The following is a 24,297-nucleotide window of genomic DNA, read 5'->3' on the forward strand; positions in this document are numbered from 1 at the left end:
GTTGTAGTTATTTACCTGAGCGAAGTAACGCAGGCACATCCAGAATCAGCGCAACGCCGCCATCCCCCAGGATGGTTGCTCCGGAAATACCCGGAACCTTCTTATAGTTAGATTCAATATTTTTGACGACAACCTGTTGCTGACCGACCAGATCATCGACAAACAATGCCGCTTTTTTTCCATCAACTTCAACAATGACGACGATGCCATCGGAGGGTTCTGAGAATTTCGGTTCAAGCGCAAACTTCTTATGCAGCGCGACCAATTGCAGGTATTCGTCGCGAACTTTAATGACTTTTCCTTTGCCATTGACTTCCTTGACATCATCCATTGCCGGCTGCAGGGACTCAACCACATAGCCAAGCGGAAGTATGTAAATTTCTTCACCCAGCTTAATCGACATACCATCCAGGATGGCGAGCGTCAAAGGCAGAGAAATTGTGATCGTAGTACCAAAGCCGCGTGCTGAGCGTATATCAACCACCCCGCCCATCGCTGTGATATTGCGCTTAACCACATCCATACCAACGCCACGACCAGACACGTCGGTCACCACATCCGCCGTAGAGAAGCCAGGCGCAAAAATCAACTGCCATACTTCGGGGTCTGTCATATTGTCACTGACGGGCAAACCATTTTGCTTTGCCTTCACCAGTATCTTTTCTCTGTGCAATCCACCACCATCGTCACTGACCTCGATAACGATGTTACCGCCCTGATGCACAGCAGATAAGGACAGGCGGCCAGTTTCAGTTTTGCCGGCACTGACACGTGCGGCCGGCATTTCTATACCATGATCGATACTATTTCTGACCAGATGTGTGAGCGGGTCAACAATACGCTCTATCAAACCTTTATCGAGTTCAGTAGAAGCACCGTAGGTGACAAACTCAACTTTCTTACCCAACTTGTTGGCCAGATCGCGCACCATACGAGGAAAACGCGAGAACACATAATCCATCGGCATCATGCGAATCGACATGACCGCTTCCTGCAAGTCACGTGTATTACGCGTCAAATGCGCAACGCTGCTAAGCAGCCTTTCATTTTCAATCGGATCCAAATGCTGGGTGCGCTGTTCCAGCATCGCCTGCGTAATGACCAGCTCTCCGATCAGATTAATTAGTTGATCAACCTTTTCTATTCCCACCCTGATCGTGGTGGATTCCTGGCTCGCAGCTGGTTTTTCGATTTCTTTTCTTGCTGCCACCTTCTTTTCTGCACTTGGGCTTTTCACTGGAGCGACAGGCACCGCCGCCGGGACGACCGCTGCACCTGCAGAGGCTTCCCCCTCGAGTGGTGGAAACATCGCGTCCAGCGGCTCAAAAAAGCCATAACCCAGTTCATCCTCACTGAGCTGAGCCTCGGCAGCAGGAGCGACCACCGCCTCTTCAGTAATCTTCAGACAATCCGGATTTAAGATAAAAGAACAAATAGAAATAATATCTTCTTTGCCTTCATTGGTTTGCAAATGCAATACCATGCCGTCCTTGGCGCCAGACTCGCTACTAATTTTCCCCAGCAATCCCAACTCAGACATAATTGCATTCGCGTCAGCCTCACTGACTGGTGGCAACTCTATCCTGAACGCAGAATGAAAAGTCGTATTTTGATGCTCATCATCCACTAAGGTCAGCGTAGGTTTCGGCGGTGGCGCGGCCGCATCGTCCTGCGACAGCGACTGTAAAAGCATACGGACATCTGCTACCGCATCCTGATCAACCGGAGAACCCAGTCTATGGCCATCAAGCTGCATCTTAAGCACATCTTTTGTAGATAAAAATGCATCAACGTGCTCAGCAGTTAAAGCCATTTCACCTTTGCGGATTTTATCTAACAAGGACTCAAGGACATGAGTCACTTCGGTCATATCGTTCAATCCAAAGGTGGAAGCCCCTCCCTTAATGGAATGCGCTGCCCGGAAAATGGCGTTGAGATCTTCCGGATCTGGCGAAGCTACATCGACCGCAAGCAGCAATTTTTCCTTCTCGGCCAAAAGCTCTTCTGCTTCATCAAAGAAGACCTGGAAAAACTGACTCATGTCAATCGTCATTATTGCACTCCGAGATTTACATTATTGCTAAACAAGCCATGGCTTAGCCAATTACTTTTTTCACCACTTCTGTTAGCTTCTGCGGGTCGAAGGGCTTCACCAGCCAGCCATTAGCACCTGCAGCCCGACCTTTCGCCTTCATATCATCACTGGACTCGGTTGTGAGCATCAGAATAGGCACTCTTTGATATGTAGCAAGTCCACGCAAGGATTTAATCAAAGTGAGGCCATCCATGCGCGGCATATTCTGATCTGTCAGTACCAAATCAACGACCTGATTTCTTGCCTTTTCCAGTCCATCCTGCCCATCCACCGCTTCGATCACCTGATAGCCGGCAGCCTTGAGGCTGAATGCAACCATTTGTCTTAACGATCCGGAATCGTCAACCGCTAAAATTGTCTTGGCCATAATTGCTCCATCTTCGAATGAAAGGCCCAATAGCTTGGGTTTCGTACAAATTAAAATAACTCAATATCACCGCTACCGAGATGCTTCTGGTGTACTGCCTTCCTTAACAAACTCTGCAAATCTGCACTCTGCTTCTCCAGTCGCTGTATAGTTTCCTTGAGCAGCGATTCCAGATCCTCAGTCTCAGATTCCGTGGAAATATCATCACCTACAACACCCAGAGTCACCATTACTTCACGCAAGCCTTCACAACGCTGCATCGTTCTGGAGATTAGCTGACTGGTCAGATCCTGAAACTGCAGGCAAGTTACAGCGGAATTAATATGCGAAGCAATTTCAATCTGTATTAATTTGAGACGGTCAACACTTTCATTAGGCACCGCACCTGAATCAATGATCAGACTGATTTCATCCTGCTCCTTGATGACGGCAGAGTGCAGAGACATGAAACTGATACCCAGCTTCTCTATCGCCTCACCGAGTAACAAAGCCGTCTGAGCGAGATCCATTTCCACTTCCGATAAATGCGCACTGCTGTGGTCAGACACGCCTGACAGCAGTTGCTTCACCTGGGGGCCGAGTATTTTCTCTTTGGACATCTTGAGCATCCCGTATGCGTAAATTGAACAAGCGATGCAAACTAAAGGTTACTTTGAACCTTTTACCGTCACTTCTGCTTTTGAATCTGATTGACTTGTTACCTCAACAGAGCCGCCATCTTGCGACGCTGACTCCTCTGCTTTTTTATTCATCACGATGATGCTAATCCTGCGATTCACCGGGTTGTAGGCATCCTGCTTATCAAATAGTACCGATGAGGACAGTCCGACTACTCGCAGTACCTTAGACTCATCCATGCCACCGTAAATCAGTTCACGGCGCGATGCATTGGCACGATCTGCTGACAATTCCCAGTTGCTGTATCCCTTTTCACCTAGGCCATAGGGTGTTGCGTCGGTATGACCGGATAAACTGATGCGGTTCGGCACCTCATTGAGTGCTTTACCAATCTCATGCAAAATTTCGCGTGTATAGGGTTGCAGATCCGCCCTGGCCAATGCAAACATGGGCCGGTTCTGCTCGTCCACCATCTGAATACGCAAACCTTCGGTCGTAATATCCAGCAACAGCTGCTTTTTATACTGCTTTAAGGTTGGATTCGATTCAATAACGGCCTCAATTTTTCCTTTGAGGTTTTTCAGCCGCTCTGCCTCTTCTTTTGCGAGTGCTGCTTCCGCTGCCTGCAGGTTATATGTTTTCTTGGGAGATTCAATGTCACCTTTACGGTTTTGGCCTTCTCTCAAGCTGAGATCCTTACCACCACCTTTAATCACACTGGAGCTATCACCACTTCCATCTCCGCCAGCCATTGCGACCTTCAATGGCGTCTGAAAGTATTCTGCAATACCCTGCAGATTTCCCTTTGCCGTTGAGCCCAACAACCACATCAACAGGAAAAAAGCCATCATTGCCGTGACGAAATCGGCGTAAGCGATTTTCCACGCACCACCATGATGACCACCGCCAGCTTTCTTAATACGCTTGACGATAATTGGCCTGAGTTCCTCATTTGCCATCACACTACCCCAGAAGACTTTTTATTATTTTGATTTGGACTGCTTAATATGCTCTTCCAGCTCGCTAAAGGTCGGTCTTTCGGTTGAATACAGTACTTTACGACCAAACTCGACAGCCAACGCTGGCGCGTACCCATTCAGACTGGCAAGTAAAGTAACTTTAATACACTGAAAAGTTTTCGAAGCCTCATCATTTTGCTGTTCCATCAAACCAGCCAGTGGGCCGACGAAACCATAAGCCAGCAAAATACCCAGGAAGGTACCGACCAAAGCATGTGCAATCAAAATCCCGAGCTCCGCTGGTGGAATACCAACCGACTCCATGGTATGCACCACACCCATCACCGCAGCAACAATACCAAATGCAGGCAAACCATCGCCCAGCTTCGCAATAAAATGAGCAGGTACCGCAGCCTCGTGGTGGTGCGTTTCCAGTTCGTTATCCATCAGATTTTCGATCTGAAATGCATCCATATTCCCAGAAACCATCAGACGCAGATAGTCACAGATAAATTCCATCAAGTGATGATCATGAACGATCAGACCGTACTTACTAAACAAAGGACTATCATCCGGCTTTTCAATATCGCCTTCGATGGACATCAACCCTTCTTTTCGCACCTTGGTCAAAACATCAAACATCATGGTCATTAATTCCATGTACAGGGCCTTGGTGTACTTAGAGCCTTTGAACACGCTAGGCAGTGCTTTCAACGTGGCCTTGAGACTCTTGGCATTATTGCCTACCAGAGATGCCCCCACAGCAGCACCACCAATCATCAACAATTCCAGCGGCTGAAACAACACAGCCAAATGGCCGCCTGACATGACGAAGCCACCAAACACCGACCCCATAACAACTAAATAGCCAACGATGACTAACACGGAACATTACTCCCTGAAGGAAAATCAAAGCATAAATCACTTACGTTTATCATATCAGTCCAGCCCAGAGTAAACATGAAAAAACGTGCGAATTTCTTGCGAAAAACTAAAAAATTTCCAGAAACCAACAGTAAGAAACGAAAATTCACATTTTCCAGCCATACAAATAAATTTCCTCGTATCCACACTGTATTGCAAAATCTGGCTTTCTTCCATGAACAACAAACTCATAACTGATAAATATTGTTCCAGGCAACATTTCCCGCTGCACTTTTTCCCACAAACCTGACATCACCACCGGCGACAAATAGGCATACACCACATCAAAAGCAGCCAGGTCCATATCTTCATAATTTCCAAAGTGAATGCTAACGTTCGACTCACCACGCAACTTTGCCCGACACCAGCTAACCAAAAAAGGAAATAAAGCCAGCTCAATTCCGGCATAACGAAACCTCGGGAATTTTTCAGACAGACCAAACAGCACCCCACCGAAACCACTTCCCACATCCAGCACAGACAACGGCCTTTCGGGACTTAATTGCTGCGCTAACATTTCCACCGCACGATCGGGTGAAGGATAGTAAGGCACACGACTAAATAAGGTCGCGCCACATAGAGCAAACAAGAATAAAAAGAGGAAAAGATAGATCTGCGGGTTCAATTGCAAAGTCGCTGCAAACCAAACCAGCCAGGGAAACACGGCCTCAATGACACACCACCACCAATCCAGACGCAAAAAACGAGCGATCAGGGCAGCGACACAGGAGAGTGCAATAACAACATAGACGGGAAAAAATGTGACGTTGAATGTGCGATGAAACAGGTTCGCTGCAAGCAGCACCAGCACAACACCACTCATTTGTATCAAAAGTGCAGTCAGCGCAACCGGGATGACACGCTGACGGTCCGGGGTGAGTTTGAGCAAGTCAGAAAAAAAACGAAACTTAAGCAATACACCCCCAAAATAAACTCAGGCAACCATTGCCATCTCCGCATCTTTCGCTTTTTTTGTTTTACCAGCGCGGGACGGAACATGGCACAGACCACAACGGTACTGATCATGCAAATCAAGTGAGTGTGCAACAAAATGGCCACCACATTCACTACAGCGGGCAAATGTTAACATTTTTCCTTCAAAAAATCGAACCAACGTCCAGGCGCGCGTGAGCGACAGCAAGGCTTCATCTGGATTAAGGCAGGCAACTTGCTCCAGGTAGAGCCGATACGATTTGATCACCGCCTCAATGCCGTTGATTTCAGCGTGTTCATTGAGGTATTTATAGATGTTCATGAACAGGGACGAATGAATATTCGGCTGCCAGGTTACGAACCAGTCTGTCGAAAAAGGCAACATTCCCTTCGGAGGAGAAACGCCCTTCAATTCCTTGTATATCTTCAACAAGCGTTCGCGAGACAAAGAAGTTTCGGACTCAAGCAATTGCAAGCGCGCACCCAACTTAACCAGTTCTATTGCCAACTGAATTTCATTAGCCTCATTTACAACACTTTTGATCGCCATGTTCGCCTCACTCTTTGTTTTCTTAAGAAGAAATTAATGAATTTCTTCGACTGGCTGACCTGCCATCAGGATAGCTGCATGGGAATGTGCCAACGCACGTTCCTTGTTGTAATTGGTCAACATGCAAAGAATCGCACTGTCCTCGAAACGGAAGCGGGCAAGCATCATATTGGAGCCAGCCAATTTCAGTATCTGAGAATTATTTAAACCCTCAATCAGGTCCGCAATTTCTTTACCAATGCCCAGACGGAAAATTGCAGTCGCCTTGTCAGCACGTATCATTTGCTGAGCAAGCATCAAGTAGCTTAAGTTTGCATCGCGAATTTCCGCCATCATATCGTTCTGTGTCATTTCCGCACCCTCCAGTCCATTTTTTCAAGACAAGTTCATTGCCGTTGAGACACATTGTGCTTGGTCGAAAAAAACCAAGGTATAGGCAAAAGTAGATATTTACGGACAGAATACGACGATGACACACATAGGAATCTAACCTACATGCGTAAGACATCCTCTATTTTGTTTAAAACAGAGAAAAATTGGATTTTTTAGAACACAGCAAGAAAACAAAAAATAAATCTTAAAAAACAAAGACTTAAGTTAAATCAGACACTTTTTTAATTTTCTCTTATTACCATTAACGGCACTAAAAGTAGGAACTTTAGGGTTAATCGCAAAAATTTTTAAATATTTTTTCCTACAGTTTTTAACGGCAACGATTAAAAAAACTTTAGGGCAACTGTCGTTTTTTTGATGGATTTTTTTGAGGGAGAGTGAAATTGGATTGTAAAATGCAAAAATCGCAACTGAATTTAGATCAGTCGCGATTTTTCAAAGCGTACCAAGTAAAGCATTTTCCCGATACAACCAACGATACAACCAACGATACAACCAACGATACAACTAACGATACACTGCGATGTCAGTGATGCTAACGTTGGCTTTATCAGCGCATAGTCAAATGGGATGGCGACTCAGCAGGGCTTTATTGCAATCGCCACAGGCAATCTTGCTTGCCTTGCTTATCTAAGCCAGCCAATAATTTTTCATGCTCATCCAGTTCAAGCGCATCTGCAGCAACACAAACCATGTCATCGCTAGCCAGTGCTTCCACTGGCAGATCAACGACCACTTGCACAACCTCCTCTTCTATATCGATCGCAAAGCTGTTCTGCCCACGTGACATTGCCAGGAAAACATCAGCTAGCAACTCCGCATCCAGCAACGCACCATGCAGCTTTCGATGCGAATTAGAGATTTCATAGCGGTCACACAAAGCATCGAGCGAGTTTCGCTTTCCCGGGTGCAACTCCTTGGCCTGAACCAGCGTATCTGTGACATGACTGACGTGATCGGTAAAACTTCCCAGTTCCAGTCTGGCAAACTCTGCATTTAAAAATGCGACATCGAATGGTGCATTGTGAATAACAACTTCCGCCCCACGAATGTATTCACAAAACGCTTGCGAAATCTCTGCAAATTTAGGCTTATCCGATAAAAACTCAGTCGTGAGTCCATGCACCGCAAGCGCACCCTCTTCAGAATCACGCTCCGGATTGATGTACTGGTGGAAATTATTTCCAGTAAGCTTACGATTAATTAATTCAACGCAACCAATCTCAATAATACGGTTGCCATCACGGGGACTCAGACCCGTGGTTTCAGTATCAAGGACAATTTGCCTTAATTGTTGTTCCATACATTTTTCCCTGATTCATCAAAAACCCAATGCAAACTTACCTTTGTAGTTGAATCCTGATCAAAAAACTTTGCATTCATACCTACCTGAGCGGCATACAGCAACTCTGCTCCTGCCGAGACGAATGGTAATTCACTCCTGACCCAAAATGGTATATTCAAAGACTGGAAATGGCTTTTCATATCACGGGTAGGCCTGTCGATGGCCAGCTTCATGCGCTCCCCACCTCGACGCAAATGCAAAACCAATGAATGCCGAGACAGCCATTCAGATGAAATCCCCTGTTCGGCAAGCTCAAAATGCAACACACCACCGTAGGCAGGAAATGCCAGGCTGGATTCACCATTCCAACTAAAACCCACTTCGTCCAGACCGGACAAGCTGCCCCCCACCTGCTGGAGGTAGACTGCATCTCGATAGCGGTGCAGCACGTGCTCGCCGCAATGAATTTCTATACGTGCATCCGATTTTGCATCAAAAAGCTGCTTAAATATTTCATGCAGCCTTGCCGTTGATGGCAGACGCACACCCTGCTGACTTAACCAGTGCCTGAAAACGTGAGCCGCCCGGCTTTTACCAAGTGCGACCAGCCTGGCAAGCTGCAATTGATCATCTTGTGTGCATTGCGCAAGGTCCGAGACAGCCATTTCCTCAATCAAATCACGTGCAGCACTGACATGCCTTGCGCCACGCGACATTCGCGCAGCAAAGCCTGGGTAAATTTCTTCCAAGATAGGCATCACCCTGTGTCTTAAGGCATTTCTGCGGTAGCGCACATCGGTGTTCGACTCATCTTCGACAAAGTCCAAATCATATAAACGCTGGAATTGTTCTAATTCCTCGCGGTTCGATTCCAGCAAGGGCCGAATAATTACCAAATCCGGCGTACCTAATAATCCTGGTGCGGCATTAGTCAAATCCATACCTGACAATCCTGCCAGGCCAGAACCGCGTAACATTTGCATCAGTATCGTTTCAGCCTGATCATCCTGATGATGTGCAGTGAGTATATGGCCGACACCATGCGCAATACAAAGCTGCCCCAGAGCTGCATATCGCTCCTTGCGCGCACTCGCCTCTGTCCCTAGCCCGGAAGACAAATCTACCTTTACCCTTGCCGCACGAAAAACAATACCCAGCTCACGACATTTTGCCTCACAATGCGCCAGCCAATCGTCTGCGTTCGGACTTAGTCCGTGATGAACGTGGAAGGCATGAAGAGGAATTTGGTGCTGGCGGCAATATGCATGCGCCAGAGTTAACAATACGGAGGAATCCAGACCGCCGCTATAAGCGACGGCCAGACTGGGTGCTTGGTGAGCACTGCTTTTCTGAAGACAAGAACCTAGGACATCGGAAAATTTGCGTCGGAGCGCAATTTCATTCTTGTCAGATTTCATTCAGTAACTTTAGTTTCCTTAAACTTACCATAGCTCATCAGCTTCTCGTGGCGAGCAGTTAACAAATCTTTGGTTTTCACGCCTTGGAACTGACGCAAGGTATCCGCCAGGGCACGCTTGACCAACGCGCACATTTGCTTAGGATCGCGATGTGCACCACCCAAAGGTTCATTGATAATTTTATCGATCAGCCCCATCGCTTTCAACCTGTGCGCAGTCAGACCCAGTGCCTCAGCCGCATCGGAAGCACGATCAGATGTTTTCCAGAGTATCGATGCACAACCTTCAGGAGAAATCACGGAATACGTAGCGTATTGCAGCATCAGCACAGCGTCACCGACTGCGAGTGCCAGCGCACCACCGGAACCACCTTCACCAATAATCGTTGTGATCAGCGGAACCTTCAATTCCGCCATCACATATAAATTGTGGCCGATCGCCTCGGATTGACCACGTTCTTCCGCATCAATTCCTGGCCATGCACCAGTCGTATCAACGAAAGTAAATACCGGAATATCAAATTTTTCAGCCAGTTTCATCAGACGCATGGCTTTACGATAGCCTTCAGGCTTAGGCATCCCAAAATTGCGCATTGCGCGCTCTTTGGTGTCGCGGCCCTTCTGATGTCCCATGACCATGCAAGCCTGACCATTGAAACGCGCCAGACCACCTACGATAGACTGGTCGTCAGCGAAACTGCGGTCACCATGTAACTCATGAAAATCCGTAAATATCTGATTGATATAGTCCATCGTGTATGGACGTTGCGGATGACGGGAAATCTGAGAAACCTGCCAGGGGGTTAATTTAGCGTAGATGTCCTTGGTCAGCATCTGACTTTTCTTAGACAATCTGTCGATTTCTTCCGAAATATCGACAGCAGAGTCATCTTGAACAAATCGCAACTCTTCAATTTTTGTTTCGAGTTCTGCAATGGATTGCTCAAAACTCAGGAATGTCGTTTTAGTCATCGTGCCTCCTTCAATCTACACGAGTTAAAAATGCGAAGTAACATCTGTATCTCACTATCGAGCAGTGCGGCTCGCTCAGATTGCGCACCAAGAACAGCAATCAGTAAAAGAAAAGACAGATGAATCTTAATATACTTGCTACCCAAAAGAGACTGAATAATCAGAATCCAATAAGACGGACAAGATTAAATATCAAAAACAGGCTATCTGTCCAGCTTAGAATACTTCCTCAGTATGAGATTCTGCTATCTGCCCTCTTCTGCACGCATTTCACAGGATTTAAAAATTGACCACGGTCTCCATGTGTTCAATTTATTAATTCCATCGAAATACCCAATGCAGACTACTTCTTTGATAAGATGTGATTTTGTGTGCTACCGTTTAGCACTGCAGCCTTTGCGTTCAGACTACTACAATGATTACAAGCCAGAACACTATGCGTCATTTACTCAAAAGCCTTTTTGCCACCACTTCCCTTGCCTTGGCAATGTTTGCCTCATCGGCCAATGCTGATGAGGCAGCAGATATCGGAAAGTTACTGCGCGGCGGACAAACCGCTGAAGCCTTGCAAAAAGTCGATGCTGCGTTGGCCAGCAAACCTAAAGATGCGCAGATGCGCTTTTTACGCGGCCTGATTTTGACGGAAATGAATAAATCCGCTGAAGCAATCACCGTTTTTACTAAACTGACCGACGATTACCCTGAGCTGCCTGAGCCCTACAACAATCTCGCCGTGTTATACGCAGCAACCGGCCAATACGACAAAGCACGTGCTGCTTTGGAAATGGCCATACGTACCAATCCAACCTATGGCACTGCGCATGAAAATCTGGGCGATGTCTATGCCAAACTGGCCAGTCAGTCCTACGATAAAGCACTGCAACTGGATTCTGGCAATGCCACTGCTAAGCTGAAGCTGACCTTAGTGAAAAATTTAGTTGGCAACACCACAGGCGGAACCAATCCTAAAAATAATCCTGCTCCGGCAACAGCGGTGACCGCTGCTGCGCAGGCCAAACCTAGTCAGGTAGCGGCAAAAGCAGATCCTGAACCAGCAAAGGCAGAGAACCCGCCGGCCAAAGCCAAACCTGTTGCCGCTGCAGCGCCTGTTCAGGATAAGGATGAAGATGATGTCATGCGTGCCGTAGATAAATGGGCCAAAGCATGGAGCAATCAGGAAACTGACAGCTATTTAGCGCACTACGCCAAAGACTTCCAGACACCCAAAGGCGAAAGTCGCAAAGCCTGGGCTGAAGAGCGTCGCAGCAGAATTGAAGGCAAAGGCCGTATCAACGTCAAAGTTGAAAGCGCCAAAGTCAGTGTCGATGGCAATTCTGCCACTGTCAAATTCAGACAAATTTATACTTCAGACCGGCTGACCGCAAATAGCCGTAAAGTACTGGTCATGACTAAGCAGGACGGCAAGTGGTTGATTAAGCAGGAGCGCGCAGGTAGCTGATGTTTTCTGCAGTACTGAAAAATGCTTTACTGAGTAAGAGAGTAAAGCTGCGCCCTGTCGCTTCCATTTTCTTAGTCTCGCTTGTAATGCTGACCGGCATACATGAGGTGCATGCTGCCCGCCGCACGAAATCAGATTCGACAGAACCGGCCTCCGGTGTAAGCCTGCCTAACCCGGATTTGCTGCTAATTGAAACCATGCGGGCACTCTCCAATAATCAGCTCTCACTTGCTCAACAAAAAATTGACGAGCTGGTTGTGGCCTATCCGCACTTTCAATTAGCGCACCTGATACGTGGTGATTTGCTGTTGATGCACACTCGTCCGCTACAAGGTTTTGGCAGCGCGGCCAATAGCCAGCCTGAAAAGCTCAAGGAATTGCGCGATGAGGCTGCGGCCCGTATCCGTGCGTATCAGCAACGTCCGGCGCCGGATGCGATTCCCAGAGTATTAATTCAGCTCAAAGAGGATCAGAAACAGGCTTTAGTCGTCGATGCTAAACGCTCGCGACTCTTTGTTTACGACAATCAGTCCGGTGTACCTAAACTAATCAGCGATCACTACATCAGCCAAGGCAAGTTCGGCATTAATAAATTCAAGGAAGGTGATCAAAAAACACCTATCGGCGTTTATTACATCACCAGCAGGCTATCCGGAAGTAAGCTGCCCGATTTTTATGGACCTGGCGCACTGCCTCTTAACTATCCCAATGAATGGGACAAGGTGAATGGCAGAAGCGGCAGCGGCATCTGGCTGCATGGAATGCCTTCTGCCAACTTCAGCCGCCCGCCACTGGCATCTGATGGCTGCGTCGTTCTGACCAATCCGGATTTTCTGCGCATCGCAGCCACTGTTGACATAGGCAGAACCCCGGTCATCATTTCGGATCAACTGGAGTTCGTTACAGCACAACAATGGCAGCAAGAAAGACAAACTGCGAATAAACTGCTGGAAGATTGGCGACTGGATATGGAAAGCCAGAACGCAAACCGGATATTTGCTAATTATTCACGCAATTTTAAGTCGGTCCAAGGTGAAGATTTAAACGCCTGGTTTGCCAAGCAGCGCCCGTCCTGGGAGGGCTGGACCACCCCCATCGTTCGTCTAAAAGACATTACCCACTTCCGCTACCCGGGTAAAGATGAAATGCTGGTCTCTACTTTTACCATGGAACTGAGTTCCGGCAAGTCAAAGATGAGTAGCAGAAAGCGTCAATACTGGATCAAAGAATCCAACAAATGGCGCATCGTTTACGAAACCAATGTCTGATGTACAGGAGATAAGCATGAAGCAATTTTATAAAAAAGTCAGTTCGGCGATTGCATTCGCGGCCGCACTTAGTGCGCCTGCTGCATTTGCAGAAAATCTGCCCAAGGTCGCTTTTAAAACCAATATGGGCGAGATCGTGGTGGAGCTCTATCCGGAAGCCGCACCGGTTACCGTTGATAATTTTCTTAAATATGTCAAAGCCGGTCAGTACAAGGGGACGATTTTTCACCGTGTGATCGATAACTTCATGATACAGGGCGGTGGCTACGACAAGAATTTCAAAGAGAAGCCTACCCGCAAACCTATCCCACTGGAAGCCCGTGCTGCGCTGGAAAAGGGCTTGAAAAATGATGTGGGTACGATCGCCATGGCCCGTACTGAAGACCCAAATTCTGCCACCGCGCAGTTTTACATCAATGTTAAAGACAATGATTTTCTGAATCACCAGATTTTGCCCGATGGCGATCCGGTAGAATTCCTTTACCGCGGCAACAATGTCGTTGCACCAAGGGCTAAGGCGTTAATGGCCACAGCAGGCTATACGCCTTTTGGAAAAGTTATCAAAGGCATGGATGTCGTAGAAAAAATCAAGGTCGTAGAAACCGGCGATTCCCACATGATGCAAAATGTCCCTAAAAAAGACATCATCATAGAATCTGCCAACGTAATAAAATAACTTTCTTTTCGTCATCTCATTAATCCCCGGATTAATGACCCAATTAATCACCTAATCATCTAATTAAGGACAATTATGGCCGTTCTTCTGACTACGAACCATGGCAATATCAAAATCGAACTCGATGCTGAAAAAGCACCTAAGACGGTTGCCAACTTCCTCGCTTACGTTGAATCCGGTCACTATGCCGGCACCATCTTCCATCGCGTGATTGACGGCTTTATGATTCAGGGCGGCGGTTTTGAGCCAGGTATGAAGCAAAAAGACACTCAGGCGCCAATCGAGAATGAAGCCAACAACGGCTTGAAGAATGCCTTGTACACGATTGCAATGGCACGTACCAGCGCACCGCACTCCGCATCCGCTCAGTTCTTCATCAACACCAGCAACAATTCCTTCCTCGACTACCCAGGTCAGGATGGATGGGGCTATTGCGTGTTCGGCAAAGTGACTGAAGGCACCGAAGTTGTCGACAAAATCAAAGCCGTTAAAACAACCCGTTCCGGCATGTTTGCCGATGTGCCAGTGGAAGACGTGGTCATCCAAAAAGCCGAAATCGTCTGATCACAATGACAGCCGTATCCAAAACATCAGGAGACGGAACACAAACAACGCAACCAGATTTGGTTGCGTTGTTTGTTTCTGACGTCCATCTGACCCCTGCCCTGCCACAAACGACGACGCGTTTGCTGCAGTTATTCGCTCACAGAGCCAGATTTGCCAAGCAGGTCTATCTGTTGGGGGATATGTTTGAATACTGGGTCGGAGATGATGACCTGAATGACCCCTATCATCTGGCAGTCGCTGATGCGATCAAAGCATTGACTGCCGGCGGTACGCAGGTGTTTTGGATGGCAGGTAATCGTGATTTTTTACTGGGCGAAGCTTTCGCTTCGTATACCGGCATACAATTGCTCAGCGATCCTTGCGAAGTGCATATCGCTGGTCAGCACATGATCCTTACGCACGGCGATGCACTGTGCACCGATGACCTCGCGTATATGCAGTTCAGGAATATGGTGCGCCAGCCAGCCTGGCAAGCGCAATTTCTGAATCAGCCACTGGCACAAAGAAAACAGATTGTACAAGGCATGCGCGCCCAAAGCCGTATGCAACAAGCAGAAAAAGCCCTGGAAATCATGGATGTCAATTCAGCTGCGGTTGATGCCCTGTTCGCACAATTTAAAGCACCGACACTGATCCATGGTCATACTCATCGCCCGGCTTTACATAACGACGGAGCGCGTCAGCGTATCGTATTACCGGACTGGGATTGCGACAACGGGCAGGCGCGCGGCGGATGGCTGGAAATCGATACGGCTGGCGTCTTTACTCGCTGTACAGTAGACGCCCTGCCGACATAAACCGGAATCAGGCGATGCGGCCAGCCTGTATTGTCAGCGTCCGGTCACAGCGCGCAGCGATGGACATATCATGGGTCACCAGTATCAGCGTAGACCCACGCTCTTGATTCAGCCTGAACATGAGCTGCATGATGGCCTCTCCGGTTTGCGTATCCAGACTGCCGGTCGGCTCATCAGCGAACAGTAATGCGGGCTCTGTCACAAATGCGCGTGCCAGCGCGACCCGCTGCTGCTCACCGCCGGACAAGTATTTCGGATAGTGGCGCAAACGCTCACCAAGCCCTACCTGCTTCAGCATCTGTTCCGCCTTGCTGCGCGCATCTTTATCGCCACGCAATTCCAACGGCAGCATCACATTTTCCAATGCATTCAAATGCATCAGCAACTGAAAAGACTGGAACACGAAACCCACATGTTCTTTACGAAACTGAGCTCTTTCATCTTCAGTCAGCGCAAACAAATCCACACCCCGTAATGCGAGCTTACCGGCAGTGGGCAAGTCCAGCCCAGCCAGTATACCCAGCAAAGTTGACTTACCTGAACCGGAAGCACCAACGATAGCAAGCGTCTCACCCGCTTGCACTGTAAAATCGATACCCTGAAGTATGGAGAGCTTTCCGGTCGCATCTTCAACCTCTTTATGGAGCTGAAAGACCTCGATTGCCAATTGCCCGTTTTTGTTTATCGTATTAGGACTATTCATGCTGTCATTTGCCTGGAAATTAAATTGTCGATCGGTGTGCAGACTGATTATTGTAAGCCTGCTCATGCTAACTGGCACCGCGCATTCTGCCGCAAAAACCATCCTGGTGCTGGGCGACAGTATCTCAGCCGAATACGGACTGGTACGCGGCCAGGGTTGGGTCAAACTACTGGAAAATAAACTGGAGGCCAACGGCCATACTTTCAAGGTCTTCAACGCCAGTATCAGTGGCGAAACCACGGCAGGCGGCAAAAGCAGAATTGAGGATTTACTCAATAAACACCAGCCTCAAATTGTGATCATAGAATTGGGTGGCAATGATGCACTGCGTGGATTGTCACTGCAAGCCAGCAGGGAAAATCTGTTGTACATCGTCAGTAGCGCAAAAAAAGCCCATGCAAAAGTGCTGTTGACTGGCATCCAGATTCCGCCGAATTACGGCCCCGACTACAGTAAAAGTTTTACTGCGATGTTCAAAACGATCAGCAAGGATGAAAAAATACCGCTGGTCCCATTTATATTTGAAGGATTTGCCGATCAGCCTGCTATGTTCCAGACTGACCGCATACACCCAACCGCGCAGGCACAGCCAATTATGCTGGGCAACATATGGCCACTTCTCGCCCCCTTACTTAAATAAGCACCTATGAAATATCCAGAACTCATCCAGTTCACCGACGTCGCCGCTGATTTAACTCGGTTTGATTGCATCATCGATGCGCGCAGCGAATCTGAATTTGCCGAGGACCATCTGCCTGGCGCCATCAACTGCCCGGTGCTCAACGACGAGCAACGGATACAGGTGGGAACCATGTATAAGCAAGTCGGCTCATTTGAAGCAAAGAGGCTGGGAGCCGCACTGGTTGCAGCCAATATTGCACACTATTTACAGACACAGTTTCAGGATAAGCCGCGCGAATGGCGACCTTTAATTTACTGCTGGCGCGGTGGCAATCGCAGCGGCTCCATGGCCCATATTTTTTCTAAGATAGGCTGGCCGGTCGCACAATTACAAGGTGGTTACAAAGCTTACCGCCAGCATGTCAACGAACATCTGCCTACACTGGCACAGCGCATGCAATGGCATGTGATATGCGGCACCACAGGCAGTGGAAAAAGCCGTATGCTGACGGCACTGAACAAGGAAGGCGCGCAGATACTGGACTTGGAACACCTCGCGTGTCATAAAGGATCGGTGCTGGGTCTGACACCAGGTACGCAGCAACCATCGCAAAAACAATTTGAAAGTCAGATATGGTCTGCACTCACACAATTTGATCCGTCTAATACCGTCTATGTCGAAGCTGAAAGCAAAAAGGTAGGCAATTTACGGGTGCCGGAACAACTCATGGAAGCCATGCGTGCCGCACCCTGTACAACACTGGAGCTCGACATGCCACATCGGGTCAGTCTGCTCAAGGAAGAGTACGCACACTTCCAGTCCCAACCTGAGCGGCTCATCGAACAACTAGGCTATTTATCGCAATTACACGGCAATCACAAAATCAACGCATGGAAGCAGCTGGTCATCAGTGAACAACTCGACGCACTGGTTTTGAGCCTGTTGCGTGAACACTATGATCCGGCTTATCTGAAGTCCATCAATAACAACTTTAAACAATTTTCAGCAGCGCAGACTGTGCATCTGCAAGATCTGACACCAGCCTCAATGACGCGAACCGCACGCGAAATACTCAACCCGACTCAGCCATCCACATCATCCACAATGCGCTGACCTTCACGATCCAGCTCGTCAAACTGGCGGTGATTGATGGCCCACCAGAATACGCCGCCAATTGCGAACACGAGAACGATACTCAAAGGGACCAACAGATACAGGATATCCATACTCAAATCACTCAACAGTCAGTGGAAACGCGGGTCTGGGCAACAGGTACAGTCGCAAGGCATTCAGCACAACCAGCAGAGAACTCAACGACATGCCCAGTGCTGCATGCCATGGCTCCAGCCAACCGGCTACTGCTGCGGGAATAGCAATCAGATTATAAACGATCGCCCACATCAAATTTTCGCGAATCAGACGAAACGCCTTCTCAGCGACACCCAAACCGAACATCAAATCACTGAGACGGTTTGACATCAATAACAGATCACTACGGGTTTGCGAAATCGCGGCACCCTGTCCCATCGCAATCGACACGTCGGCTATCGAGAGTACAGGACCATCGTTCATACCATCGCCCACCATAACAACCCTGGCACCCTTTGCCTGTAAGGATTTGACCACATTGTGCTTATCCAGCGGACTCATGCGCGCGCGCGCATCTGCGATACCGCACGATGCAGCCAGTTTTTGTACCGCTTCTTCCGCATCACCAGATAAAAGCATCACCTGTTTCCCGTTTTTTTGCAAAGACTGCACCAGCTGTGGTGCATCATCACGCATCACATCATCCAGTAGAAAAATCAGATGTACCTGATCCCGATCAGCCAGCACAGTGACACTTTTCCCAATCAGTTCCACCGGTAAAATAAATGGGAGCGGTAAAGCTTGCGTCGCGTAAACTGGCTGTCCCAAGCGAAATATCACGCCATCCAGCTCCGCCTCAATACCAGCACCGGCCACTTCACGCACGTTCTGCAATTTCAGGTCAGCACCCTGCCCCTGCCAGCCGCTCAGATAATTCGCAATCGCCTTAGAAACGGGATGGGCAGATTCCGACGCAAGGCGAAATCCTAACTGACGGGCCAATACAGATGACGTTAAATCCCTGCACGCTGCCACTTGCATGCGACCTGCCGTCAGGGTTCCGGTTTTATCAAACACAAAGTGGGTAGCTTGCGCCATGCCCTGAATCGCCTTGCCTGACTTAACCAGCAAGCCATGCTGTGCCATTAAGCCTATGGCAGCCGCCATCACACCTGGCGTCGCCAAGGATAAAGCACACGGGCAGGTCACAACAATTACACTAATCGCGATCCACAGTGCACGCGATGGATCGATGCTGGCCCAGGCCATCCCGGCAACAATGGCGATCAACATGATGATCAATAAAAAACGGCTGGCGTGTCTATCTGCCAACAGTACTATCGCAGGCTTCTCAGCCGCAGCGCGTTCCATCATCCCGATCAGGCTGGCCAGGCGTGTTTGTTGTCCAACCTGCGTCGCCCGCACGACCAGACTGCCGCTCATATTGACGGCGCCGGCAATCACTGTGTCCCCCACTGCCTTGGGAATCGCCTGTGATTCACCTGTCATTAATGATTCGTCGCACTCACTGCAACCTTCAACGACAATGCCGTCAGCAGGTATTTGCGCACCAGGCACAACCAATACAATTTCCCCTTCCATCAACTGTGCGGCATCCTTTTCCTGCACTTGCCTTTGACGGGGAAAATCTGGCAAGACCTGCGCAATCAGGGGCTGCAGCCGGGTCAGTATCTTGAGTGCGGCTCCAGTCCGCTTCTGCACTTTTTGCTCTATCCAGCGCGCCCCCAGCAATAAAAAAACAAACATGATGGCCGAGTCAAAGTACACTGCACCGCCGGTGTAAGTCGCCCATACACTGGCAAAAAAAGTCAGCAAAATACCAAGCGAGACCGGCACATCCATACCGATATGGCGGTTTTTAATGTCACGCCATGCAGATTGAAAAAAAGGCAGCGCTGAAAAACCGACCACAGGAATTGCCAACACCATGCTGGCGAGTTTGAGTAATTTATCCAGATCCGGCGTCAGGTCGCCATCTGCCGTCGGCACAGGCACCAAATAAGCGGGGAAGGCGTACATCATAACCTGCATCATGGCAAAACCCGCCACGAAAATACGCCAGATCGCCAGCTTGTTTTGCTGACGCTCGACTTCATCAGGTGACTGATTGGCTGGCAACGCGCCGTATCCTAGCTGTACGATGGCCTGAATAATTTGCGACAGCCCCGTCTGCGCAGCATCCCATTGCACATCTGCTCTGTGCGTGGCGGGATTGATCACAAAAGTCAGGATACCGGGGATTTGTCTGACACGAAACTCAATGAGTTGTATGCATGCAGCACAATGCATGCCAGACAAGGCCAGCTTATCCTGCAGGTAGTTTTCTTGAGCGGCGTCTGCGGCCTTGGTAATACGGGTTCCGGGAGGAATAGACATGCGGATTTTCAGGATGGGTTCAATTCGTCTCTGGCACGCAAGTAGTCTGCCGTCATCTGATTTTTTTCAACTGCCTGCAGTATGGCAAGGCAACCATGACAGCAGACTGCCTGTTGTGCATGATTAAATTGGATGTATAGCGTCTGACTCGGTCTGGATCGCTCGCCACAATGAAAACAGACAACACTCTTCTTTTCAGCAGAGGGCAGCGGTAAGCGGGAAATCAAATAAGAAAGTGCGCTGATCATCGTTATCAGGAAACCATGCAATCCAGTCATCTTACCTGAAGTCAGACAAACTCACTTGATTTGGAACAATTGCTGTCAGCAAAAATCGGGGGGGTAAAGCAAAAAGACGGGAGCATTGCACTTCCGTCTTTTTGGGTGTTGCCAGACTATTTTGTGAGGATTCCTAGAAACCTCAAAGCCGCCAAAGTACACGGCACATCACTGCACAAATTGTATACAACAACTTACTATCACATTCACTACTACCACGCACATAACCGGATCATTCCCGGAGCCCAAGAAGCATACTGAGATAATCTGCTTTGAATATCGACCTCCCGTTTGAGCCAGCTACGTACTTACTATAATCCAGAGCACAAATCGGTCAAAGAAAATTAAATCTATGCAGTGATACGCCGGGATTTAAAAAATCAAATAAACAGTTTCCAGTATCAGTGCAATGATGGGCGTTTGGCTGATAATAAAGTTGAAATTGCTCCCCCTCCCAGTGAAGCACCAAATTTTTTCAGCATACGCTCAGGCAGACCTTCTTTTTGGGTGTAGTCGATCACGTTTTCAGCCTTAAGCACATCCCTTGCAACAGAATCAACGGTTCCTAATTCATCCGCCAGGCCCATATCAACGGCTTTGCTGCCGATCCAAAAAAGTCCGGAGAAAGTCTCAGGCGTTTCTTTCAGGCGCGTACCGCGTCCCTTGCGTACTACATCAATAAACTGAGCATGAATTTCGTTCAACATCGCCTGCGAATAGGCTTTTTGCTTACTGGTCTGTGGCGAGTAAGGATCCATCATGCCCTTGTTCTCACCAGCAGTCATCAGGCGACGTTCTACGCCCAGCTTATCCATCAGGCCAGTAAAACCAAAGCCATCCATCAACACACCAATTGAACCAACCACACTGGCTTTATTGACATAAATCTTATCGGCTGCAGCAGCGATGTAATAACCACCTGAGGCACAAATCTCCTCAACGACCACATAGACTGGCTTCTCCGGATACTCTGCACGCAAACGCTGAATTTCATCATTAATCATCCCTGCCTGCACCGGGCTGCCCCCCGGACTATTCATGCGCAGTATCACGCCGACGGATGCACTATCAGAAAATGCGCGGTTCAAAGCCGGGATGACATCATGCGCACTGGCCCCTCCTTCTGACTCAATTTCACCGGAAACATCAATCAAAGCAGTGTGTGGCCCCAGTTTTTCTGCAGCATCATCGGTGTAATCTGAAAAACGATAAATGGCAAACATCACCAATGTCAGCGTAGCCAGCTTAAAAAATATGCTCCAGCGTCTGCGAAGTTTCTGCTCACGTAAAGTTTCAAAAGCCAGACGTTCCAGCACCGAACGCTCCCATGGAACATCCTTGCCTGTGGCAGGCGCCGTATTATCTTGTGAACCAAATTCCTGACTCATACTTACCCTCCTTAATCAAGCCAGGACCGGACGCACATAATCATCCGGTGTCCAAACGACTTTACTATCAACCTCAGTCACGGCCAGCTTGCGCAGGCGACTGCCACGACAGGGTCCGCCCGAGCAATGCCCAGTTTCCGGCTCATAGATTGCGCCGTGGGTCGCACACATAATGTATAAGCCACTGGATTCCAGAAATTCACCCGGATTCCAGTCGAGCTCGACCGGTACGTGTGCACAGCGGTTCAGGTAAGCATGCACGCCCCCGGCATAGCGAATCACAAAACCGGTTGCCTCATCGCTACCCGCCATCACGGAAAAGCGCACGCCTTTTCCACCCTCTTCCAGCGCGTCAGACTGGCAAATATAGACTGTTTCCATGGTCACTCAATCGAATTATGGGTTTGGAGTGGAAGCTTACGCATTTTCCTGCAGCCATTGATGCAATTCTGAAATTGATTTAGCAGAGAAAACCGGATTCAGGCTACGTAGTGATTCGCTATCGTGCGCCCCAAATTCCACAGCAATAGCAGCAGCCCCTGCGTTGTTTGCCATCTGCAAATCATGGGTGGTATCGCCTATCATGACAGTACGTTGCATATCCTGACCCAGCTCTCTTGTTAATTCTTGCAACATCGCTGGATGAGGCTTAGAAAACGTTTCATCGGAACAACGGGTTGCATCGAAAACTGCAGTCAGATCTGCAGTGTGTAGCGCACGGCTGAGCCCAACCCGGCTTTTACCGGTAGCGACAGCCAGAAAGTAACCTTGTTGCGACAAGTCAGCCAACATCTCACGAACACCAGGAAATAAGGGTAATTCGTGATCCTTAGCCAGATAATGGTAACGATAACGCTCTACCATACGCGGATAGTATTTAGGATCGACGCCAGGAACGGCGACTTGCATCGCGTCCGCCAGAGACAGACCAATGACATAAGCAGCCGCATTCTGATCTGGAACCGGTAAGCCCAAATCCTTAGCTGCCGCTTGTATGCACTTCACGATGGTCGCTGTACTGTCCATCAGCGTACCATCCCAATCAAACACGATAAGATCAAATAATTTTTTTGCCATTTTTATTCTGCTCGGCATCCCGCTGAGTGATACCGTTGATTTATCCATAATTCAGCGATCATACCATTACTAAACAATTAATTTTTCTGGCGAAAACTATGCACGCTGCAAGCTTTGCAAAAAATTTAAGCATTCTGTCGGTAAGGGCGCCTTCACCGTCGTTGGCTTGCCTGTGTCTGGATGGGCAAAAGTAATCTGATGCGCATGTAAAAACATACGTTTCAACGCACCTCGTTCAGCAGTGGCTTTTTGCAAAGCCTTATTGAGCGGGAAGTCACCATACTTATCATCACCGGCAATTGGAAAACCGCTGGCTGACAAATGCACCCGAATCTGATGAGTACGGCCAGTCTTCAGTTCCGCCTCCAGCAAGGCAAAATCTTTAAATTTACGCTGCAGCGTAAATACTGTGTGTGAAGCCATACCGTCTGCCTGCACCCTGACACGGCGCTCGCCATCTGGTGTCGAGTATTTATGTAAAGCCAGCTTAATATGCTGTCTGGCGTTTTTCCAATCACCATACACCAGCGTGAAATAGCGCTTATCGGTCACGCCATCGCGCATCTGTTCATGCAAATTGGTTAATGCCGAGCGTTTTTTGGCAATCAGCAAGATGCCTGAGGTCTCACGGTCCAGCCTATGTACCAACTCCAAAAACTTGGCATCAGGACGGGACGCCCTTAATTGCTCAATGACGCCATAGCTGACACCTGAGCCACCATGCACCGCCACCCCCGCCGGCTTATCGATAATCAACAAGTGGTTATCTTCAAACACAATCGGGAATTCGAGCTTAGGCACCACCTGCGCCACCGTTTCTGCCACCCGTATGGGGGGAATACGTACCACGTCACCTTCAACCAGGCGATATAACTGGTCGATGCGCCCTTTATTAACGCGCACTTCGCCAGAGCGCAGCACACGGTAAATATGGCTTTTTGGCACCCCTTTGCAAATACGCAATAAGAAATTATCAATACGCTGACCGGCCTCTTCTTCCGAGATTGTGATCAGTCTGACCTGAGGCGGCACGCTTGAAGGATCGTTCTGGGAAACTTTTTGCATCTGTTTTTGATGCAAATCCCGATTAATTGTCGCTAAGTCCTTCATTTTGAATATATAATCATTTTCGCCTCAGCAATTACGCTGTTGGCAGTGTAAAAGAAATAAACGACTATTTTACACAGGGGCAAGCCCATCAGCCTCGCCAGTTTGCAAATATGATGGGAAAGATGTGTATGCAGGCGTGTTTTCAGGTCAGGGTAACAACCAAATGTTGTTATCGGGCTCAGTAATGCAGGCCTGGCTCAGAGAATGTGAAAAAATAGGATAAATTGCGCAAGAGACGATGACTACATTGCTGGTCAGCGTGCTTACGCATAGTAGTTGCAGGAAATTAGCGATTCCGTCAGATACAACACAATAAGATGGTCTGACATCAAAGTTGCTCATCGCCTGGCGTG

26 protein-coding genes are annotated in these 24,297 nt (G+C 48.4%); 7 read left to right on the plus strand and 19 right to left on the minus strand.

Features of this window, described 5'->3' with window-relative positions; all coding sequences use genetic code 11:
- Window positions 1–7: 7 nt before the first annotated feature.
- From cheA to H8K47_RS05850, 11 genes are all read right to left on the minus strand, one after another.
- Window positions 8–2,053, minus strand: coding sequence for a chemotaxis protein CheA (gene cheA / locus H8K47_RS05800; RefSeq protein ID WP_186880483.1), 2,046 nt, complete (start codon window positions 2,051–2,053; stop codon window positions 8–10).
- Between the two features lie 43 nt (window positions 2,054–2,096).
- A complete protein-coding gene (locus H8K47_RS05805) occupies window positions 2,097–2,462 on the minus strand; it encodes a response regulator (protein ID WP_162020889.1) in 366 nt (121 codons plus the stop codon).
- A gap of 50 nt (window positions 2,463–2,512) precedes the next feature.
- Window positions 2,513–3,061: a chemotaxis protein gene (locus H8K47_RS05810; protein ID WP_186880484.1), complete on the minus strand. Its 549-nt coding sequence runs from the start codon at window positions 3,059–3,061 to the stop codon at window positions 2,513–2,515.
- A 48-nt stretch (window positions 3,062–3,109) separates the two neighbouring features.
- On the minus strand, window positions 3,110–4,039 hold the full coding sequence (motB, locus tag H8K47_RS05815) for a flagellar motor protein MotB (protein ID WP_186880485.1): 930 nt from the start codon (window positions 4,037–4,039) through the stop codon (window positions 3,110–3,112).
- A 24-nt stretch (window positions 4,040–4,063) separates the two neighbouring features.
- Window positions 4,064–4,924, minus strand: coding sequence for a flagellar motor stator protein MotA (gene motA, locus H8K47_RS05820; RefSeq protein WP_186880486.1), 861 nt, complete (start codon window positions 4,922–4,924; stop codon window positions 4,064–4,066).
- A gap of 145 nt (window positions 4,925–5,069) precedes the next feature.
- Complete coding sequence (locus tag H8K47_RS05825) at window positions 5,070–5,879, minus strand: class I SAM-dependent methyltransferase (RefSeq protein WP_186880487.1); 810 nt, start codon at window positions 5,877–5,879, stop codon at window positions 5,070–5,072.
- Between the two features lie 18 nt (window positions 5,880–5,897).
- Window positions 5,898–6,446, minus strand: coding sequence for a flagellar transcriptional regulator FlhC (gene flhC, locus H8K47_RS05830; RefSeq protein WP_186880488.1), 549 nt, complete (start codon window positions 6,444–6,446; stop codon window positions 5,898–5,900).
- Between the two features lie 33 nt (window positions 6,447–6,479).
- On the minus strand, window positions 6,480–6,797 hold the full coding sequence (gene flhD / locus H8K47_RS05835; protein WP_162020895.1) for a flagellar transcriptional regulator FlhD: 318 nt from the start codon (window positions 6,795–6,797) through the stop codon (window positions 6,480–6,482).
- 631 nt (window positions 6,798–7,428) lie between these two features.
- The gene (dnaQ, locus tag H8K47_RS05840) at window positions 7,429–8,142 is read right to left on the minus strand and encodes a DNA polymerase III subunit epsilon (RefSeq protein ID WP_186880489.1); all 714 of its coding nucleotides are present in this window, start codon (window positions 8,140–8,142) and stop codon (window positions 7,429–7,431) included.
- Entirely contained in the window at window positions 8,127–9,542 is a 1,416-nt protein-coding gene (gene tilS / locus H8K47_RS05845) for a tRNA lysidine(34) synthetase TilS (protein ID WP_186880490.1), read from the minus strand. The genes dnaQ and tilS overlap by 16 nt, the downstream gene beginning before the upstream one ends.
- On the minus strand, window positions 9,539–10,513 hold the full coding sequence (locus H8K47_RS05850) for an acetyl-CoA carboxylase carboxyltransferase subunit alpha (protein ID WP_186880491.1): 975 nt from the start codon (window positions 10,511–10,513) through the stop codon (window positions 9,539–9,541). The genes tilS and H8K47_RS05850 overlap by 4 nt, the downstream gene beginning before the upstream one ends.
- A 436-nt stretch (window positions 10,514–10,949) precedes the next feature.
- Between H8K47_RS05850 and H8K47_RS05855 the strand changes: the two genes are divergently transcribed.
- The 5 genes from H8K47_RS05855 (at window position 10,950) to H8K47_RS05875 (ending at window position 15,280) form a co-directional block, all read left to right on the plus strand.
- Window positions 10,950–11,972 carry a nuclear transport factor 2 family protein gene (locus tag H8K47_RS05855; RefSeq protein WP_230410158.1) on the plus strand — a complete coding sequence of 341 codons (1,023 nt, stop codon included), beginning with the start codon at window positions 10,950–10,952 and terminating at the stop codon, window positions 11,970–11,972.
- Entirely contained in the window at window positions 11,972–13,240 is a 1,269-nt protein-coding gene (locus tag H8K47_RS05860; RefSeq protein ID WP_186880493.1) for a L,D-transpeptidase family protein, read from the plus strand. The genes H8K47_RS05855 and H8K47_RS05860 overlap by 1 nt, the downstream gene beginning before the upstream one ends.
- A 16-nt stretch (window positions 13,241–13,256) precedes the next feature.
- Window positions 13,257–13,916: a peptidylprolyl isomerase gene (locus H8K47_RS05865; protein ID WP_186880494.1), complete on the plus strand. Its 660-nt coding sequence runs from the start codon at window positions 13,257–13,259 to the stop codon at window positions 13,914–13,916.
- Between the two features lie 75 nt (window positions 13,917–13,991).
- The gene (locus H8K47_RS05870; protein ID WP_186880495.1) at window positions 13,992–14,480 is read left to right on the plus strand and encodes a peptidylprolyl isomerase; all 489 of its coding nucleotides are present in this window, start codon (window positions 13,992–13,994) and stop codon (window positions 14,478–14,480) included.
- Between the two features lie 68 nt (window positions 14,481–14,548).
- Window positions 14,549–15,280 carry a UDP-2,3-diacylglucosamine diphosphatase gene (locus H8K47_RS05875; protein WP_329604145.1) on the plus strand — a complete coding sequence of 244 codons (732 nt, stop codon included), beginning with the start codon at window positions 14,549–14,551 and terminating at the stop codon, window positions 15,278–15,280.
- 7 nt (window positions 15,281–15,287) lie between these two features.
- Here H8K47_RS05875 and H8K47_RS05880 read toward each other — a convergent pair whose 3' ends face one another.
- Window positions 15,288–15,983 (minus strand): ABC transporter ATP-binding protein, encoded by a 696-nt coding sequence (locus H8K47_RS05880; protein ID WP_186880497.1) that lies wholly within the window; start codon window positions 15,981–15,983, stop codon window positions 15,288–15,290.
- Between the two features lie 64 nt (window positions 15,984–16,047).
- Between H8K47_RS05880 and H8K47_RS05885 the strand changes: the two genes are divergently transcribed.
- Together H8K47_RS05885 and mnmH are read left to right on the plus strand one after the other, a co-directional pair.
- Window positions 16,048–16,623, plus strand: coding sequence for an arylesterase (locus H8K47_RS05885; RefSeq protein ID WP_230405115.1), 576 nt, complete (start codon window positions 16,048–16,050; stop codon window positions 16,621–16,623).
- A 6-nt stretch (window positions 16,624–16,629) separates the two neighbouring features.
- Entirely contained in the window at window positions 16,630–17,718 is a 1,089-nt protein-coding gene (mnmH, locus tag H8K47_RS05890; protein WP_186880499.1) for a tRNA 2-selenouridine(34) synthase MnmH, read from the plus strand.
- Here the strand turns inward: mnmH and ccoS are convergent.
- The 7 genes from ccoS to H8K47_RS05925 form a co-directional block, all read right to left on the minus strand.
- A complete protein-coding gene (ccoS, locus tag H8K47_RS05895; protein WP_162020909.1) occupies window positions 17,688–17,831 on the minus strand; it encodes a cbb3-type cytochrome oxidase assembly protein CcoS in 144 nt (47 codons plus the stop codon). The genes mnmH and ccoS overlap by 31 nt on opposite strands.
- 7 nt (window positions 17,832–17,838) lie before the next feature.
- A complete protein-coding gene (locus H8K47_RS05900; protein ID WP_186880500.1) occupies window positions 17,839–20,091 on the minus strand; it encodes a heavy metal translocating P-type ATPase in 2,253 nt (750 codons plus the stop codon).
- Between the two features lie 8 nt (window positions 20,092–20,099).
- A complete protein-coding gene (locus tag H8K47_RS18705) occupies window positions 20,100–20,369 on the minus strand; it encodes a heavy metal translocating P-type ATPase metal-binding domain-containing protein (RefSeq protein ID WP_408057831.1) in 270 nt (89 codons plus the stop codon).
- Window positions 20,370–20,770: 401 nt separating this feature from the next.
- A complete protein-coding gene (locus H8K47_RS05910) occupies window positions 20,771–21,757 on the minus strand; it encodes a S49 family peptidase (protein ID WP_186880502.1) in 987 nt (328 codons plus the stop codon).
- A 15-nt stretch (window positions 21,758–21,772) separates the two neighbouring features.
- Window positions 21,773–22,138: a Rieske (2Fe-2S) protein gene (locus H8K47_RS05915; RefSeq protein ID WP_186880503.1), complete on the minus strand. Its 366-nt coding sequence runs from the start codon at window positions 22,136–22,138 to the stop codon at window positions 21,773–21,775.
- A 36-nt stretch (window positions 22,139–22,174) separates the two neighbouring features.
- Window positions 22,175–22,834 (minus strand): HAD-IIIA family hydrolase, encoded by a 660-nt coding sequence (locus tag H8K47_RS05920; RefSeq protein ID WP_186880504.1) that lies wholly within the window; start codon window positions 22,832–22,834, stop codon window positions 22,175–22,177.
- Between the two features lie 96 nt (window positions 22,835–22,930).
- The gene (locus H8K47_RS05925) at window positions 22,931–23,944 is read right to left on the minus strand and encodes an RluA family pseudouridine synthase (protein ID WP_186880505.1); all 1,014 of its coding nucleotides are present in this window, start codon (window positions 23,942–23,944) and stop codon (window positions 22,931–22,933) included.
- Between the last annotated feature and the right edge of the window lie 353 nt (window positions 23,945–24,297).

The sequence above is a fragment of the Cognatundibacterium rugosum genome (assembly GCF_014284365.1).
GTDB classification, from domain to species: Bacteria; Pseudomonadota; Gammaproteobacteria; order Burkholderiales; family Burkholderiaceae_D; genus Undibacterium; species Undibacterium rugosum.

Excerpts from the sequence above, each read along its gene's own strand:
- flhD (WP_162020895.1), bottom strand. The coding sequence starts at position 6,797 with ATGACACAGAACGATATGATGGCGGAAATTCGCGATGCAAACTTAAGC.
- H8K47_RS18705 (WP_408057831.1), bottom strand. The coding sequence starts at position 20,369 with ATGACTGGATTGCATGGTTTCCTGATAACGATGATCAGCGCACTTTCT.
- H8K47_RS05805 (WP_162020889.1), bottom strand. The coding sequence starts at position 2,462 with ATGGCCAAGACAATTTTAGCGGTTGACGATTCCGGATCGTTAAGACAA.
- H8K47_RS05910 (WP_186880502.1), bottom strand. The coding sequence starts at position 21,757 with ATGAGTCAGGAATTTGGTTCACAAGATAATACGGCGCCTGCCACAGGC.
- H8K47_RS05810 (WP_186880484.1), bottom strand. The coding sequence starts at position 3,061 with ATGTCCAAAGAGAAAATACTCGGCCCCCAGGTGAAGCAACTGCTGTCA.
- cheA (WP_186880483.1), bottom strand. The coding sequence starts at position 2,053 with ATGACGATTGACATGAGTCAGTTTTTCCAGGTCTTCTTTGATGAAGCA.
- H8K47_RS05865 (WP_186880494.1), top strand. The coding sequence starts at position 13,257 with ATGAAGCAATTTTATAAAAAAGTCAGTTCGGCGATTGCATTCGCGGCC.
- H8K47_RS05885 (WP_230405115.1), top strand. The coding sequence starts at position 16,048 with ATGCTAACTGGCACCGCGCATTCTGCCGCAAAAACCATCCTGGTGCTG.
- H8K47_RS05915 (WP_186880503.1), bottom strand. The coding sequence starts at position 22,138 with ATGGAAACAGTCTATATTTGCCAGTCTGACGCGCTGGAAGAGGGTGGA.
- motB (WP_186880485.1), bottom strand. The coding sequence starts at position 4,039 with ATGGCAAATGAGGAACTCAGGCCAATTATCGTCAAGCGTATTAAGAAA.
- H8K47_RS05925 (WP_186880505.1), bottom strand. The coding sequence starts at position 23,944 with ATGAAGGACTTAGCGACAATTAATCGGGATTTGCATCAAAAACAGATG.
- dnaQ (WP_186880489.1), bottom strand. The coding sequence starts at position 8,142 with ATGGAACAACAATTAAGGCAAATTGTCCTTGATACTGAAACCACGGGT.
- mnmH (WP_186880499.1), top strand. The coding sequence starts at position 16,630 with ATGAAATATCCAGAACTCATCCAGTTCACCGACGTCGCCGCTGATTTA.
- H8K47_RS05860 (WP_186880493.1), top strand. The coding sequence starts at position 11,972 with ATGTTTTCTGCAGTACTGAAAAATGCTTTACTGAGTAAGAGAGTAAAG.
- H8K47_RS05900 (WP_186880500.1), bottom strand. The coding sequence starts at position 20,091 with ATGTCTATTCCTCCCGGAACCCGTATTACCAAGGCCGCAGACGCCGCT.
- H8K47_RS05920 (WP_186880504.1), bottom strand. The coding sequence starts at position 22,834 with ATGGCAAAAAAATTATTTGATCTTATCGTGTTTGATTGGGATGGTACG.
- H8K47_RS05850 (WP_186880491.1), bottom strand. The coding sequence starts at position 10,513 with ATGACTAAAACGACATTCCTGAGTTTTGAGCAATCCATTGCAGAACTC.
- H8K47_RS05855 (WP_230410158.1), top strand. The coding sequence starts at position 10,950 with ATGCGTCATTTACTCAAAAGCCTTTTTGCCACCACTTCCCTTGCCTTG.
- H8K47_RS05880 (WP_186880497.1), bottom strand. The coding sequence starts at position 15,983 with ATGAATAGTCCTAATACGATAAACAAAAACGGGCAATTGGCAATCGAG.
- tilS (WP_186880490.1), bottom strand. The coding sequence starts at position 9,542 with ATGAAATCTGACAAGAATGAAATTGCGCTCCGACGCAAATTTTCCGAT.
- flhC (WP_186880488.1), bottom strand. The coding sequence starts at position 6,446 with ATGGCGATCAAAAGTGTTGTAAATGAGGCTAATGAAATTCAGTTGGCA.
- H8K47_RS05870 (WP_186880495.1), top strand. The coding sequence starts at position 13,992 with ATGGCCGTTCTTCTGACTACGAACCATGGCAATATCAAAATCGAACTC.
- ccoS (WP_162020909.1), bottom strand. The coding sequence starts at position 17,831 with ATGGATATCCTGTATCTGTTGGTCCCTTTGAGTATCGTTCTCGTGTTC.